The 14,461-nt window shown below is 36.0% G+C and carries 14 protein-coding genes and 1 pseudogene; 4 read left to right on the top strand and 11 right to left on the bottom strand.

The window, feature by feature from the left end:
- Window positions 1-136: 136 nt before the first annotated feature.
- Window positions 137-1,115 (bottom strand): annotated as a pseudogene (locus AC0IWE_RS23865) (deoxyhypusine synthase family protein).
- A gap of 508 nt (window positions 1,116-1,623) precedes the next feature.
- On the opposite strand from AC0IWE_RS23865, the gene AC0IWE_RS23860 reads away from it, so the two are divergent.
- Window positions 1,624-2,016 carry a hypothetical protein gene (locus AC0IWE_RS23860; protein ID WP_471795026.1) on the top strand — a complete coding sequence of 131 codons (393 nt, stop codon included), beginning with the start codon at window positions 1,624-1,626 and terminating at the stop codon, window positions 2,014-2,016.
- Window positions 1,985-2,755, top strand: coding sequence for a BamA/TamA family outer membrane protein (locus AC0IWE_RS23855; RefSeq protein ID WP_471795025.1), 771 nt, complete (start codon window positions 1,985-1,987; stop codon window positions 2,753-2,755). The genes AC0IWE_RS23860 and AC0IWE_RS23855 overlap by 32 nt, the downstream gene beginning before the upstream one ends.
- Before the next feature lie 119 nt (window positions 2,756-2,874).
- On the opposite strand, the gene AC0IWE_RS23850 is transcribed toward AC0IWE_RS23855, so the two are convergent.
- From AC0IWE_RS23850 to AC0IWE_RS23810, 9 genes are all read right to left on the bottom strand, one after another.
- On the bottom strand, window positions 2,875-4,449 hold the full coding sequence (locus tag AC0IWE_RS23850; protein ID WP_471795024.1) for an outer membrane beta-barrel family protein: 1,575 nt from the start codon (window positions 4,447-4,449) through the stop codon (window positions 2,875-2,877).
- Window positions 4,450-4,492: 43 nt separating this feature from the next.
- Complete coding sequence (locus tag AC0IWE_RS23845) at window positions 4,493-5,257, bottom strand: carboxypeptidase-like regulatory domain-containing protein (protein WP_471795023.1); 765 nt, start codon at window positions 5,255-5,257, stop codon at window positions 4,493-4,495.
- Window positions 5,258-5,264: 7 nt separating this feature from the next.
- Window positions 5,265-6,992 carry a hypothetical protein gene (locus tag AC0IWE_RS23840; protein ID WP_471795022.1) on the bottom strand — a complete coding sequence of 576 codons (1,728 nt, stop codon included), beginning with the start codon at window positions 6,990-6,992 and terminating at the stop codon, window positions 5,265-5,267.
- A gap of 4 nt (window positions 6,993-6,996) precedes the next feature.
- Complete coding sequence (locus AC0IWE_RS23835) at window positions 6,997-7,527, bottom strand: hypothetical protein (protein WP_471795021.1); 531 nt, start codon at window positions 7,525-7,527, stop codon at window positions 6,997-6,999.
- A 13-nt stretch (window positions 7,528-7,540) separates the two neighbouring features.
- Window positions 7,541-8,740 (bottom strand): N-acetylmuramoyl-L-alanine amidase, encoded by a 1,200-nt coding sequence (locus AC0IWE_RS23830; protein WP_471795020.1) that lies wholly within the window; start codon window positions 8,738-8,740, stop codon window positions 7,541-7,543.
- Between the two features lie 136 nt (window positions 8,741-8,876).
- Window positions 8,877-9,122 (bottom strand): hypothetical protein, encoded by a 246-nt coding sequence (locus AC0IWE_RS23825; RefSeq protein WP_471795019.1) that lies wholly within the window; start codon window positions 9,120-9,122, stop codon window positions 8,877-8,879.
- Window positions 9,119-9,487: a BlaI/MecI/CopY family transcriptional regulator gene (locus AC0IWE_RS23820; RefSeq protein ID WP_055903289.1), complete on the bottom strand. Its 369-nt coding sequence runs from the start codon at window positions 9,485-9,487 to the stop codon at window positions 9,119-9,121. Before AC0IWE_RS23820 ends, AC0IWE_RS23825 begins: the two co-directional genes overlap by 4 nt.
- A gap of 430 nt (window positions 9,488-9,917) precedes the next feature.
- The gene (locus AC0IWE_RS23815; RefSeq protein ID WP_471795018.1) at window positions 9,918-10,589 is read right to left on the bottom strand and encodes a DUF1345 domain-containing protein; all 672 of its coding nucleotides are present in this window, start codon (window positions 10,587-10,589) and stop codon (window positions 9,918-9,920) included.
- 7 nt (window positions 10,590-10,596) lie between these two features.
- Window positions 10,597-11,379 (bottom strand): O-methyltransferase, encoded by a 783-nt coding sequence (locus AC0IWE_RS23810; protein ID WP_471795017.1) that lies wholly within the window; start codon window positions 11,377-11,379, stop codon window positions 10,597-10,599.
- A 44-nt stretch (window positions 11,380-11,423) separates the two neighbouring features.
- On the opposite strand from AC0IWE_RS23810, the gene AC0IWE_RS23805 reads away from it, so the two are divergent.
- The gene (locus tag AC0IWE_RS23805) at window positions 11,424-12,287 is read left to right on the top strand and encodes a transglutaminase-like domain-containing protein (protein ID WP_055903292.1); all 864 of its coding nucleotides are present in this window, start codon (window positions 11,424-11,426) and stop codon (window positions 12,285-12,287) included.
- A gap of 17 nt (window positions 12,288-12,304) precedes the next feature.
- A complete protein-coding gene (locus tag AC0IWE_RS23800; RefSeq protein ID WP_471795016.1) occupies window positions 12,305-13,429 on the top strand; it encodes a glycoside hydrolase family 18 protein in 1,125 nt (374 codons plus the stop codon).
- Window positions 13,430-13,562: 133 nt separating this feature from the next.
- On the opposite strand, the gene AC0IWE_RS23795 is transcribed toward AC0IWE_RS23800, so the two are convergent.
- Window positions 13,563-14,441 carry an alpha/beta hydrolase gene (locus AC0IWE_RS23795; protein WP_471795015.1) on the bottom strand — a complete coding sequence of 293 codons (879 nt, stop codon included), beginning with the start codon at window positions 14,439-14,441 and terminating at the stop codon, window positions 13,563-13,565.
- Between the last annotated feature and the right edge of the window lie 20 nt (window positions 14,442-14,461).

Here is a 14,461-nt window from a genome sequence, read left to right as displayed (position 1 = left end):
GTGACTGGAAATACAATTTATAATCATTCTAAACAAATGTCATTTCTAGCCATTCAGGGCATAAAAATGCCCATTTTTGATCCGAGATCTTAAATGGGCATACCAGAAACCAATTTGGTTTATTAAAATGTTACGTTTATTGTTTTAATATCCAGGCAAACATCAGCGGCGCTACTATTGTTGCGTCACTTTCTACAATAAATTTAGGCGTATTGATATCGAGTTTACCCCAGGTGATTTTTTCATTCGGTACCGCACCAGAATATGATCCGTAAGAAGTTGTAGAATCAGAAATTTGGCAGAAGTAACTCCAGAAAGGAATATTTTCCATTTCCATATCCTGATAAAGCATTGGCACCACGCAGATCGGGAAATCTCCGGCAATACCTCCACCAATCTGGAAGAAACCAATCCCTTTGCCACCGCTATTTGCAATGTACCAATCAGCTAACCAACCCATATATTCAATTCCACCTTTCACAGTAGTAGCAGTAAGCTCTTTTTTCATCACGTATGAAGCGAAAATATTACCCATTGTAGAATCTTCCCATCCCGGAACCACAATTGGTAAATTCTTTTCAGCAGCAGCAAGCATCCACGAGTTTTTTGGATCAATTTCGTAGTATTGTTCTAAATCTCCACTTAAAAGCATTTTATACATGAATTCGTGTGGAAAATAACGCTCTCCTGCAGCTTCAGCATCCATCCATATTTTCTGGATGTGTTTTTGCAAACGACGGAAAGCCTCTTCTTCAGGAATACAGGTATCGGTAACACGGTTATAATGATTTTCTAATAAGTCCCACTCATCCTGCGGACTTAAATCGCGGTAATTTGGAACACGTTTATAATGTGAGTGTGCAACCAGGTTCATAATATCTTCTTAGGTTGGCTCCGGTACAAGAAATAATAGCCACTTTATCCTGGCGGATCATCTCTGCAAGTGAAATTCCCAATTCTGCAGTACTCATTGCACCAGCAAGTGTGATCATCATTTTGCCACCTTCATCTAAATGCGTTTCGTACCCTTTAGCCGCATCCATCATTGCCGCAGCATTAAAATGGAGGTAATTACGCTCCATAAACTGAGATATTGGTCCTCTAGTATTGCTCATTTCGTTTTGTATTATTTTGCCGCAAAAATAGGCATTTCGGCCGAAAGGTAAAAGCGTTTTACGCTTGAGGCTTTGCGTTTAGCGTTAAATTAGTCCCAAGTCTATAGTTTTCAGTCTAAAGTCGATTAAAATCATAAGGCGCATTTCCCTAGCAGTTGTCATCCTGAGCATATTCGAAGAATCTTTTTTGAAAAGCAGTTGCAGCAGCTATTATTAAAGGTAATCCGGTTTCCGGTACTCGCCTTTCTATTGGGGCCTTTCTCAATCCGGTTTAGGTGAGTGCTAGTACTGAACAAAGCCTAGCGATCATCTTCCTGAACTTGTTTCATAATCTATGTAAAGCAAACTTTTTAATCCGGATATTCAATTCCAAGTTTTAAAATAGTTAAACAACAGTACAGTTGGCAATTTCAGGCACCAATGAACCATTGACTAATGTACCATTGACCAAATAACAAATGACTATCGAACAAATAAACTATAACTAAATTTGCTTTTCTTTGTCGTGATGAAAAAATATTATCTAATTATTTTACTCGCGCTCATTTCAGGAAGTTCATTCGCACAAATGAAACTGATCAGGAAAATGCTCTCAAACGAAAAAGATACCACCCGTAAAGCAAGCTTTTTGCCATTACCGGCTTTTGGTTATAGTCAGGAAACAGGTTTTGAATTTGGTGTTGGAGCAATTTATTCTTTTTACATAGACCGTAAAGATACACTGAACCGCAGTTCGAATTTTGCCTTAAACACAACATACTCGACTAAAAAAACGGCTAATTTTATGCTTAAAGGCGATATGTGGACAAAAGGAAATAAATATCATTTTATTGGCGATATCCGTTTCAAAAACCAGCCTTTTAATTTTTATGGCATTGGCAACTACAGCAAAAAAGACTGATGAAGATAAATTGGATCAAAAGATATTTAAAACACTTTTTGATGCTGAAATGAATACTTTACCTCAAGCGTATACAGGTGTTTCGCTTGGTTTTGAAAACTATCATTTTACCGATAAGGAACCTGGTGGTATATATAGCACAAACCCACAAATTTTAGATAAAGATGGTGGTTCAGTTGCCTGGATTGGTGCATCGCAAAGTTACGATACCCGGAATAGCAATAATTATCCAACGAAAGGCTTTTTTGGAAGGGCAACGTATCAATATGCACCCGATTTTTTTGGTGGCGAAAGTTTTAACGGTTCTCAAATTAAGCTGGATCTACGTGGTTTCTTTAGTTTGGTACCGAAAGTGGTTTTAGGGGTTCAGGGCATATTTTATACCATACAAAGCAAAAACACTCCATTTTATTTATTACAACAATTGGGTAACGACCAAATGATGCGGGGTTATTACAGTGGCCGATACCGCGACGAAAACTTAATGGCCGCACAAGCAGAAATACGTTATCGTTTTATGAACCGTTTTGGAATTGTAGCTTTTGCAGGTACGGGTAAAGTATTTGCAAATGGTGAATTTAATGGCGATGGTTTGAAACCAAACTTTGGTGTTGGCGGGCGTTACTTCTTCGATCCGGCCAAAGGTTTGAGTGTTCGTTTGGATTATGGTATAGGAGAAAAACTGCCAAATGAAAAACGCCAGGCAGGGTTTTATATTAGTTTAGCGGAGGCGTTTTAGCCACCGATCTGCACAGATCAGTTTTCGCCACGGGAACACAGAAAGCACCCGCTTTACTGAAGCCTGCTAATGGTAGCGTAGTTGAAGGATTTTTAACTCTAAAACAGCATCAAAATCACCTAATTGTTCCTCCTTCGCTCCTCTTCATTTCCCAACTTCCGATCCTGTTGTTTAATCTTATCATTGCCAAAATTGTAACGGAAAGTGATTCTTAACTGGCGGCTATCGTAATAATTATTGTATTCTTGTTTAATATCATTAATCAAACTACTATACCTATACTGGTTTGTTTTTAATACATCAGTAGCTGAAATAGCAACCTGCATCTTTTTGTGGAATAATAATGTTTTAATCCCCAAATCGACATTATATTGACTCTTATTTCTGTTTAATCCATCAACCGAGGCGAATTGATACCAAAAGCTGGCTTCGCATAAAATGGTTTTTGATTGATTAAAGGCAAACTGGTTTGAGCTGGAAAAGTAAGCACCAAATCCTTTAAGATTATTTTGAGTTTCAGGAATATTTGAATTGGAAAAATTATAATAAACATCAAGCTGATTAATGCTCTCTAACCACTTTACAGGATTAAGATTTACCATATTACTCAATTGATAATGATAACCTGTAATAAAATTTACAGGCTTAGCAGACTGAATATTAGTGGCCACATTAATAAAATTAACATCGTTAAAACCATTTGCAGTGTAACTAAAAGATAGCGAGGTGGTTAATAAACTTTTATAACTATGTGAAATCTCTATATTATCATTGTAAGACGGCTGTAAAAAAGGATTTCCTTCAGCATATGCATACTGATTATTGTACCAGCGGAAAGGATTTAATTTGCGGTAAGCGGGCCTGTTTATCCGACGGCCATAATTGATTGAAAAAGTATTCTTATCATTCGCCCGGTAAACCACATAAACTGTAGGAAATAACCTAAAATACTTGTTCCGGTTTTGATCGTCAGCTGATTTACCATCAACCTGGGTATATTCCCCTCTTAATCCGGCTTGAAAATCCCATTGCTTTGAGGTTTTATTATAGTTGATATATAAAGCCTGGGTATTTTCCTGATAGTTAAAAACATTACTTTGTGCAGGATCAACTTCATAAACCGTGTTCCGAAACCGGTAAAAAGCAAGATCGCTCTGGTTTTTAATCATACTCAGTTTTGTACCGAATGAAACTTTAAAGGTTTTATAAGGCAGATCGATATCAGCTTTTAAAGTATATAAATCTACATTTTGTTTACTGGTAGAGAGATATTCGGCAAACGAACCCGGTATTATTAATCCACTTTGAAAATAACTGGTATTGTTAAAAAACCTGCTTTTATCGTCAACATAGGTAAACCAATCGCCATTAACTGTTAACTGTTTTCCGGTAGAATCTAAATTTTGTTTTAAGTAAATATTTGCTGAATTATAATGAGACTCGATGATGGCATTGGCATCAGCATTCAATACAGAATCTAAATTTCCTGTTTGGTTGTAAACGGTGGTTTTAATGTTTTCTTCTGAATGAAAATTTGTAAGTCCGCCATTATACGATAAACCCAATACTGTTTTTGGCGAGGCTTGATATTCAACTCCAACCTGCCCACTGGGTACAGTTCTAAAATTTCTATCCTTATTTACAATGTTCCGGGTTTGGATGGGATAAAATACATCACTTTGTTCAAATGGCACCAGCGATCCTTTTCTGAAATTCAGATTAGCGGAAACTGTAATTTTATTTTCGCGGTAACTTAAATTTGCATCCTGATGATGCGGTAAAATAACTCGCTTTGGTTAAAGCCGTGTTAATTGAGCCTTTAAAACCATTATTAGCCACTTTCTTCATCAAAATATTAATCAAACCATTATTTCCCTGTGCATCATATTTGGCAGGCGGATTGGTAATGATTTCAATTTTGGAAATATTGGCCGAAGGGATCGATTTTAAATAATTCGATAACTCATCACCTGATAATACCACCAGTTTATCGTTAATCATAACATTTACATCTCCTTTACCTACTAAAGAAACCTTATCGTTTAAAACCCTTACGCCGGGCACTTTAGTAAGCAGTTCTAAAGCATCTGTACCAATAGCAGATACACTATGCTCCGCAATAAAAACTGTACGGTCGATCTTTTTTTCAATTAAAACCTTTTTAGCATCGATCTGAACATCTTTAAGCGCGTTTAAACTTGCATTAAGTTGAATATTAATTATTGTATCAGCATTTAAAGTGAGTGCCCGGTTTTCTGTTTCATAATTGATTACTGAATAAGCAATTACATATTTTCCGGCCAGTAAATTATTAAAATGATACAATCCGGCACTATCAGTTTGTGTGTAATTAACCTGTTTTTTAGCGTTTATAATTTTAACGGTAACATACGGTAAAGTTTTATCCTCTTGATCTGTTATTATACCAGAGAGCTTGATTTGAGCACTTGAGGATAAAAAAGTGAATACTATAATTATGACAGCTAAGATTTTATAGAACATTAACTTTTCAATCTTTTTTCCCAAATATTTTAATCTTCGAATTTTCAACATTCAAAGTAATAGAATCAGCTGAAATTATGCTCTGCTTATCTTTAGATAATAATTTTACCTTCCTGGCATTAAGCGTATTCAAATTTTTAACGTATATGGCATCAGAAGCTAGAATAGTTAATCCATCGTTTTCTATTTTAACGTTTCCTGTATAATGATAAATCAATTTAGTTTTGCTAAGCTTAACAGAATCAGATGAAAAAGATAATTTCTTGTCCTTAAAAAAATGATTATTAATTGATTCATTTTGTTTTTTAATGGTTGGCGAAATCAGATTTTTGATTTTATCAATGCCTGATTCTTCTACTTTCGTTAAAGAGTCTCTAATGCTTTGCAAATCAGGGGCATCTCCATCCGAAACCTTTAAATTACGATTGCCGTTTTCTGCAACATAAGTTCCATTACTGAGATCGAATATTATTATTTTAGCTGTAACTGATCCGCCTTCATTAGCCTTCAAAACTGCATTTTTAGCGATCATTTTATTGTTTGCCCTGTCTAATTCAACATATTTAGCTTCTAGCCTGCAGTTGATAATATCGATAACCGCATTCTCCATATAAGAGATTTTATGCTTCACATCTCCGGTTATTTTAGAAAAAGAGATAATTTTAGGCTCTACAGGCCCTGATATTTTGGCCGGTTCATTTTTTACTGCAACTATTTTTTGTTTCCCATCACCAAAATAAAAGCGATTATAAAGTGCTTCATTTTTAATCGTATACTTTTTAGGTTCAGAATATAATACAATCAATTTATCTGTAGTATAAGTGTTCTTCGATACCAATTTTTCGCCAATAAACTTAGCCAGCACCCGATCGCCAATTTTAAAATCGCTATTTTTTATATTTTGAGTAGCAAGGTTTAAATTGATGGTAAAAAAGCCATCGTTTAAAACAATTTTTTCGATATTACCATTCACACCTTTTGTGATCGATTTAATTTTGGATGATGCAGAACGTGCTTTATTGGCTTCATATAAAAAGGCGTGGTTTTCTATCTTTCGTTCGTAAAGTACAACTCCTGTTAAAGTTGTTACCCTTGTTGCACTATAAATTGGTCCTTTTGCTTCGGCAATAACTTTACCGTTTTTATCCATTTTTTTCATATTAAAGCCAGTACCGTCGATGTAGACAATAAGCTCGTCGCCAACTTTAATTTTATCTTTAAAAATGGTGGCTTCAATCGGATAAATCTTTCCCTCTGCTAATAAATCGAACGTGTATAAACCGATGGCTTCTTTCTTAGTGTTAAGCACTTTGCCTTTTAGCGTTCCCTGGTAGAAATTTTTCGAAGGTTTGCTGTCATCATTTATATGTTGCGCATATATCACTTGCACAGCAAATAGCCAGATTAATCCCATAACAACAGGAATGGCCAATAAGTACCTGAATTTTTTCATGTTTTTAGATTTCGAGTGGAACAACATTTTAATGCGGTCTTTGATCGGGCTTTTCACAAAATTGTGAATGAACGGCATATTACTTTTACTAATCGCGAGTTTTAACAACAGGTTGGCATAAGCCTGATTACCAAAGTTGGCAGAAGTAAATTCATCAGCCTCATATTCATGCACCTGCTCTAAAGCTTTATCATAGAAATAAATAACCGGATTAAACCATAAAACCGATTTACAGATCATCAGCAGTATTTTATCAATAGAATGGTATTGCTTCGCATGCACTTCTTCATGTTTGAAGCAAAACCTTTAAATCTAATTCACCTAAGGTACTCCCATCAATAAAAACGTAATTAAAAAAGGAACAATTGGTAAAACCTTTAGCCTTATCAATCAACTTTAAACCGTTATTATTTTTGGTATAAGTGCCTGTATGCCTAAGCAAAATGAACAATCGCCATACACAAATGAGTAGTAAAATCAGCGCGATGCTTCCATAGGCATAAGGCATTAAAATTAACCAATCAATTTTAGGTGTTACCTCTGGTTGATAATCAACTACTATGGGCTGAATAAGTTGTATAGGAGCAGGATAAATTGGTTTTAATTCTGGCATGCCTTCAAGTTCAGTTTCTAGCCTAGGCATATTGCGTTCAACTTCAAACTGTAAAGCCGGAATAATAAAACTAAGCAACAGGGTAATCAATAAATAAAATCGATTGATCTTAAAGAATGTCAGTTTTCTTAAAACCAGCAGATAAAACCCGAAGAACAACACTGTACAGGCCGTAACTTTAAGCAGATAGGTTAACCACTCCATTGTTATAATTTATTTAGCAACCACGTTTAGAAAAAGCAACAAATCCATCCAGAATCAGGTTACTGATTCTTCTGATGTTGTTTTCCTGATTGATATAATCCAATATTTTACGGTCGGAAATGTTTCCAAGCTCAATTAAAATAGCCGGCACTTTCGATTGGCGCAGCAATAACAGATTGGCATTTTTTAACGAATCCCTTACTTCCAATCCATTCAATTGTTTTAGTTTGCTTAATACACCAGCACCCAAATCTTCCGCAATTTTAATATTACCGTTCAACTGAGAAACATACACTTCAATACCAGGAAAAGGTGCGGCTTCATTGGCGGGTGTTGCATTATGGTGGATGGAAATAAATGCTGTAGCCTTCTGTTTGGGCAACCGATCGCTAAGTTTCATATATTCATCCCTAGTTCTTGTCAAAATCACCTTTATCCCCCTTTTTGCGGCTTCTTCCTGCAAAATCTTTACAGCCCTAAGGTTCAGATCTTTTTCTTTTTGTCCATCTAAAGCAGCAACCGCACCGTCTTTTCCACCATGACCAGCATCAACAATCAATATCGGTTTTATTGCTTTAAAAGCAAAGTTTGCATTTGGATTAACCTTTATACCACTACTCAGGTATTTCAAGGCATAAACATTAGGTATTGTTGGTGCATCAGCCGAAGCCTGGTTTTCAGTGTTTTTAATTCCATCTATAGCTACTTTTTTTTCTACAAAAACTTCTTCGCGGTTTACAAAGGCCATGCAGCAGATGAATACAATAGGAATGATAGCTAAATAGGCCAGCTTTTTAAGTTTTACATTGGGTTCTTTGTATAACATCATGATTCTATTTTTTAGTGGAAGTTTACTAAAACTGTTGATGAATAATTTTTGCGCCGGCATGGCAAGCTTTAAAAGCAAAGAAGCATAGGCCTTTTTATCGGCAACTTTTGATGTTTCGCGATCGGCCAAAAATTCATGATTATGGTCGATGGCATTCCGCCAGAAATAAACAACAGGGTTAAACCAGAGAATTGCTGCAATAAGATTGATTAAAACTTTATCTACAGAATGAAACTGATTTACATGTACAGATTCATGTTTAATAACAAGGTGTTTTTCTATAGCACCGAGTGATTCATCAACAATGATCTGATTAAAAAAGGAACAGTTTTTTATCGTCGAATTTTTATTAACCAATACAACAACCCCTTGTTGGCCCACCATATGTTTTTTCAATTGCATCCGGATTCGAAGCATCATAAACAGCATCCGAAAAACAAGAAGGGCTAAAATTAAACTGTAGGTGTAAACCAAAATCCGATCCCAATTTACAGGTTTGCCAATTGTGCTTTCTTGTGCTTCACCATCCTGCTTCTATAAACCCATCATTGCTGTACGCTATTTTAGCAGGACTTTGCTGCTCTGTAGCGGCTACTTCGTGCAGGTTTTGAATGGTAACTGCCGGAATACTGAAGCTCAGCACCAGCATGATTATTAAATAAGCACGATTCAGGTTAAAAAAAGTGAGTTTGGCCAGCAGTAATTGATAAACAGTAAAAAATACCAGTGTACATGCCGAAACCTTTAACAAGTAGATTAAAATCATGGCTTTCCATCTTGATTAATGATTTTTTTAATTTCTTCTATATCCTTTTCACTGAGTTTTTCTTCTTTTACCATGAATGATAAAAGACTGGTGGGAGAATTGTCAAAGTAGCCTGAAAACAATTTTGAAAAAGTGGTTTTGGCATATTCATCTTTCGTGATGGCCGGAAAATACTCATATGTTTTGCCGTAAGCCTTATAATTTACATAACCTTTTTTCTCCAAAAGCCTTACAATAGACGAAATGGTATTATATGGTGGTTTTGGTTCTTCTTCAAGCTCATCGATAATATCTTTTACAAAGGCTTTTTGCAGTTTCCATAAAACCTGCATAATGCGCTCTTCTGCTTTGGTTAATTCTTCCATAACCAAATCTATAACTTATTTTTCAGTTTTACAACTAAAAAACAAGTTACATGACTGAAAAAACAGTTAAAATAAATAAAATACTGATTTATAGATAGATAAAATAATATTAATCAGTTTTTTTAAAACCCACAGACTGTGATTCTTCGCTTTTCACTACTTGGGATTGAGATTTAAACTCTCAAGTTTAGTAATAGTAATCCTTATAAAACTATCCAGGATCATCTGCTCCTAACATGAAGCCAAAGGCATTTATCCTTTGTACCTAAACCCGATTGGAGTGGTTCCGGTTTTCACCGGAAAGAATGGAGAGCGGGACAGAAAACCGCCAAAAGCTTTGGAATGCTCATTTCCAAAAATTCCATCGAAGTTAATCAAGAGAAAAAGTTCTGTAGTTAGTCGGAATTTAATACCCAACCCACATCAAAAATTATTTGCTTAAACCAGCTAACGCATTAATGGTTAAGGCTACAATAACGGTGTTGAAAATAAAGGCGATTAAACTATGAAGCAGGGAAAGCCTCCTGATTTTTCTACTTGAAATTTCGACATCGGAAACCTGAAAAGTCATTCCGAGCACAAAGGAAAAATAGGCAAAATCAATAAAATCGGGTTCATCATCACCCGGAAATTCAAGCCCTGTTTCTTTCTTATCAGCAGTTTTTTTATGCTTACCGCCGTAGTAAAGGTGTGCGTAACGCATGCTAAAAGTTGTATGAACCAAAAACCACGATAAAAACATGCCCGAAATGGCAATAACCAAATCCAATGGCTTAATTTCTTTGTTAATTAACACCAAAATTACGGCTAACAAACCGGCAAAAGTAGAAACGACTACGATTGCAAAAATTTCTCCCCTCGTTTCATCCTGCATTTTAGCTTTAAGGTGTGTTTCGGCGGCTGAAGTATGAAAAAACATGTACCAATGCAGGGTAATCAGAATCAAACAGAAAAAATCCCAACCAAACATGATATGCGTAAGCATGCTCATTTCGAATAAAAGCGAAATCAAATAAAAACCAATCCCCGAAAAAAGGCTGATCAAAAGGATAAATAAGGCTGATCTTTTCTGAATTCCTTCTAATTTCGGTTCAACTGTCATTATTTTCTTAGAATTTAAGCTTAAAATGTTCTTTCGCCTGCCCTTTTTTAAAATAAACCAGGCCAATCCAAAATAAATCTACCGTTACGGTAACATCAGGATGGTTTTTAATCTCGGTCCAGGCTTCTTTCATGCCTTCGCTCCAATAAATATCGTCAAAAATTAATAAGGAATCTTCATTAACTTTAGGCAGGCACCATTTAAAATAATTTAAGGTAGCATCTTTACGGTGATTTCCATCAATATAAACAAAGTCTAAACTTGGCTGCTTTGCAATAATATCGGGCAAAATAAGGTCGAAATTGCCAACATGGAGCTCGATATTATTTAAATCCAGCTCCTCGAAATTTTTCCTTGCCACTTCTGCCGTTTGCGGACAGCCCTCAATGGTAATAATTTCTGCTTCAGGATCCGTTTTTGCAAGGTATGCTGTGGTTATACCCAAACAGGTACCCAATTCTATTGCACTTTTAGGCTGCGTATGTTTTGCAAGGCGATAAATCAGCTTGGCCAACCTCGGACTTTTTAATGCATTTTTTGCAATCTGACTCACCTTCTTTGTACGGTTTTTATTGAGATGAGAACCCGCGCCAAGGTCTGTAACAGTGATTATCGAATCGTCATTAAAAAGTTTTTTTCGCTGCTCTTCTATGTTTTTGTATTCAGATTTGTCGGTAAAATCGTAAATTACCTCATCAGCTAGCTTATACACGAACGGCGAATGCGTTCCATGTCGGCTTTTTGCTGTTAAACGGTGTTTAAGGTAATCTGTAATAAATTGAAATAGCATAATATTGCAAAAGTAATTAAACGCCGCAAACGTATGTATGTTTTATGGAAAATAACGCAGAGATAAGTGCTTTAGTAAAATTGTTGGATGATCCGGATCAGGAAGTGTACCAACATGTAGAAAAAAAACTGCTCGAATATGGCGGTGAGGTGGTTCATTTTTTAGAAAATGCCTGGGAACAATCTTTTGATGGCTTACTTCAGGAGCGTATTGAGAGCATTGTACACCAAATTCAATTTAAAACTGTTAAAGAAGACTTAAATTTATGGTATTTAAGTGGTGCATTTGATTTATTGCAAGGCGCACTCATTATTAACCGCTATCAATATCCTGATTTAGACGAACAGAAGGTAATTAACCAAATTGAAGAAATTAAAAGAGATATTTGGCTGGGCCTTCAATATGAGATGAGTTCGGTAGAGAAAGTTAAGTTGATTAACCATGTTTTATACCAGCAATATGGTTTCGGCGGCAATACTAAAAACCATCACGACCCGCAAAACTCATATTTAAACCAGGTTTTAGACAGTAAAAAGGGAAATCAGATTTCGCTGGCCATTATTTACTCTACCCTTGCTCAAAAATTAGATCTGCCGGTTTATGGGATTAATTTACCGCAGCATTTTATTTTGGGTTATATTGATGACAGCAAACAGGAAGGTTCTGAGTATGGCGTTCTTTTCTACATCAATGCTTTTAACCGTGGCAATATCTTCGGCAAACATGATGTAGACCAGTTTCTTCGTCAGCTTAATTTAGAAGCCTTACCAGAATATTACAGGCCTTGCAGCAATACTGATATTATACGCCGCGTAATCAGAAACTTGATTTCGGCTTACGAAAATGCAGGAGCTACAGAAAAAGTTGCCGAATTAAACGAATTGCAGGAGATACTTGCAGAAAAATAAACTTTTAAATTGAACCTGTGTACAAACTAAACCAGAACCACCGCCTATCCTTTCATTTTGCTGCCGTTATTATCTTGTCGTTATTTTTCAGTATTAATTTAAAGGCACAACAAGGAGTTAAACCGAATGTTATCGCTTATTATTCAGGTCAAAATTCGGTTATAGACAGTTTTCCGATAGAAAAACTCAGTCACTTGATTTATAGCTTCGGACATTTGAAAGGGGATAGCTTAAATATCAGATCGGCCAAAGATTCTGCACTAATTACCAGTATGGTTGCGTTAAAAAAACGTAATCCTGATTTAAAGGTGATGATAGCTATGGGTGGTTGGAGTGGCTGTAAAGATTACTCAGAAGTATTTAGCAGGGCAGATGGACGGAAAACCTTTGCCAAAACCACAAAACAAATTCTAGATTTTTTCCATGCTGATGGTATTGACATGGATTGGGAATATCCTGCAGTTATGGGCTTTCCGGGGCATCGCTATACCGTAGATGATAAGCAAAATTTTACTTTACTGATTAAAGAATTGCGCAAAAAACTGGGTAAAAAAGCTGAAATCAGTTTTGCGGCAGGCGGAACCCAAAACTGTATTGATTCTTGCTTTGAATGGGATAAAGTAATGCCTTTAGTAAACAGGGTGAACGTAATGAGTTACGATCTGGTGAGCGGTTATGCCACAACCAGCGGGCACCACTCTCCATTATATGGCACGCCACAACAAAAACTTTCTGGCGATTTCGCAGTAAAAGCATTAATTGGCTTGGGTGTACCGGCCAATAAAATTGCATTAGGCGCGGCATTTTATGCAAGAATTTTCGAAAATACCACCGATGCGAATCAAGGCTTGTACCAGCAAACAAAATTTATAAGCGGAACTTCTTTTAAAAATTTTAAAAAGCAGTTTTCTACCGAAAATGGCTATAAATACTATTGGGATGAACAGGCGCAGGCACCTTATTATTATAATCCACAAACAAAATACATCGCTACTTTTGATGATCCAAAATCAATTTCATTAAAAACGAAATATGTAATTGATCGAAAATTAAACGGCATTATGTTTTGGGAACTTACCGATGATGCTTATACCGATGGCTTACTGGATGTGATTGATAAAACGATAAAAAGCAGCAAATAACCGGAAAGGGCCAATTCGATTTTTAATTTGCCTTACTGTGGTGCTCCAAAAGTTACCACCCAATAATTTTGTGCCATACCCATACCAGCCTCTAAGTTAATGCATCTATTAGCCTTTCTACAAATGTAATGGGTTAAAATTTCTCCTTTTTCATCCACGCAGCCAGCAAGTTGAACCAATCCACATCTGAAGTTTTATTGACTAAACCAAAGCCATGTCCACCATTTTCGTAAAGGTAAATATCGGTATCTACCTTATTTTGCTTTAATGCTTCATTCATTAATACACTATTTGCAAAAGGAACAGTTTTATCATCTTTAGCATGAACAAAAAAAGTTGGAGCCGTTTTTTTTGTTACATTTTTGTTTGCCGAGAAATAATGTTTTAAGCTATCAGGAGGATTCGGGCCCAATAAATTTTTCATTGTGCCGGTATGTACCGATTCTTCAAAACTGATAACAGGATAAATTAATGCGGCAAAGTTTGGTTTTAAATCTATCTTTTCGGGATCAGCAATTTTAAGATCGTTATAATGCGTAACCAGGGTTGAAGCGAAATGACCGCCTGCAGAAAAACCCATTATTCCTATTTTATTGGTTTTGATACCATATTTTTTGGCATCTTTCCTAATCAGGTAAATTGCTTGCTGGGCATCTTGCAAAGGGCCATAGGTTTTATCAACCATAATAAGATCGCTCGGTAAACGGTATTTTAAAACAAAAGCGGTTACACCAATGGCATTAAATCTTTTAGCTACATCAGTTCCTTCATGACTAAAAGCCAATCCTCCATAACCACCACCCGGACAAATAATAACAGCTGTACCATTAGCAATATTTTTCGGAGCTAAAAAAACCGTAAAAGTAGGTACCGATACTTTTGTAACACTCAACGTACCATTGGCACGAACCTCTGTATTTTCTACATAATCGGCAGGTGTAACTTTTGCCCCAGGAATACTGCCTGAATATAAAGGCACAACTTCTTGTGCATTGATACTGTTGATTGCCATAAGCAATAAGATTATAATGA

The sequence above is a fragment of the Pedobacter sp. AC402 genome (genome assembly GCF_979252805.1).
Note: the sequence above shows the minus strand (reverse complement) of the source record. Positions and strands in the feature narration are given on the sequence as shown.

Bases quoted from the DNA above. Each gene is read 5' to 3' on its own strand.
- AC0IWE_RS23860 (WP_471795026.1), top strand. From the start codon at position 1,624: ATGAAAAAATATTATCTAATTATTTTACTCGCGCTCATTTCAGGAAGT.
- AC0IWE_RS23855 (WP_471795025.1), top strand. From the start codon at position 1,985: ATGGCATTGGCAACTACAGCAAAAAAGACTGATGAAGATAAATTGGAT.
- AC0IWE_RS23845 (WP_471795023.1), bottom strand. From the start codon at position 5,257: ATGTTCTATAAAATCTTAGCTGTCATAATTATAGTATTCACTTTTTTA.
- AC0IWE_RS23835 (WP_471795021.1), bottom strand. From the start codon at position 7,527: ATGGAGTGGTTAACCTATCTGCTTAAAGTTACGGCCTGTACAGTGTTG.
- AC0IWE_RS23830 (WP_471795020.1), bottom strand. From the start codon at position 8,740: ATGGTGGGCCAACAAGGGGTTGTTGTATTGGTTAATAAAAATTCGACG.
- AC0IWE_RS23825 (WP_471795019.1), bottom strand. From the start codon at position 9,122: ATGATTTTAATCTACTTGTTAAAGGTTTCGGCATGTACACTGGTATTT.
- AC0IWE_RS23820 (WP_055903289.1), bottom strand. From the start codon at position 9,487: ATGGAAGAATTAACCAAAGCAGAAGAGCGCATTATGCAGGTTTTATGG.
- AC0IWE_RS23815 (WP_471795018.1), bottom strand. From the start codon at position 10,589: ATGACAGTTGAACCGAAATTAGAAGGAATTCAGAAAAGATCAGCCTTA.
- AC0IWE_RS23810 (WP_471795017.1), bottom strand. From the start codon at position 11,379: ATGCTATTTCAATTTATTACAGATTACCTTAAACACCGTTTAACAGCA.
- AC0IWE_RS23805 (WP_055903292.1), top strand. From the start codon at position 11,424: ATGGAAAATAACGCAGAGATAAGTGCTTTAGTAAAATTGTTGGATGAT.
- AC0IWE_RS23795 (WP_471795015.1), bottom strand. From the start codon at position 14,441: ATGGCAATCAACAGTATCAATGCACAAGAAGTTGTGCCTTTATATTCA.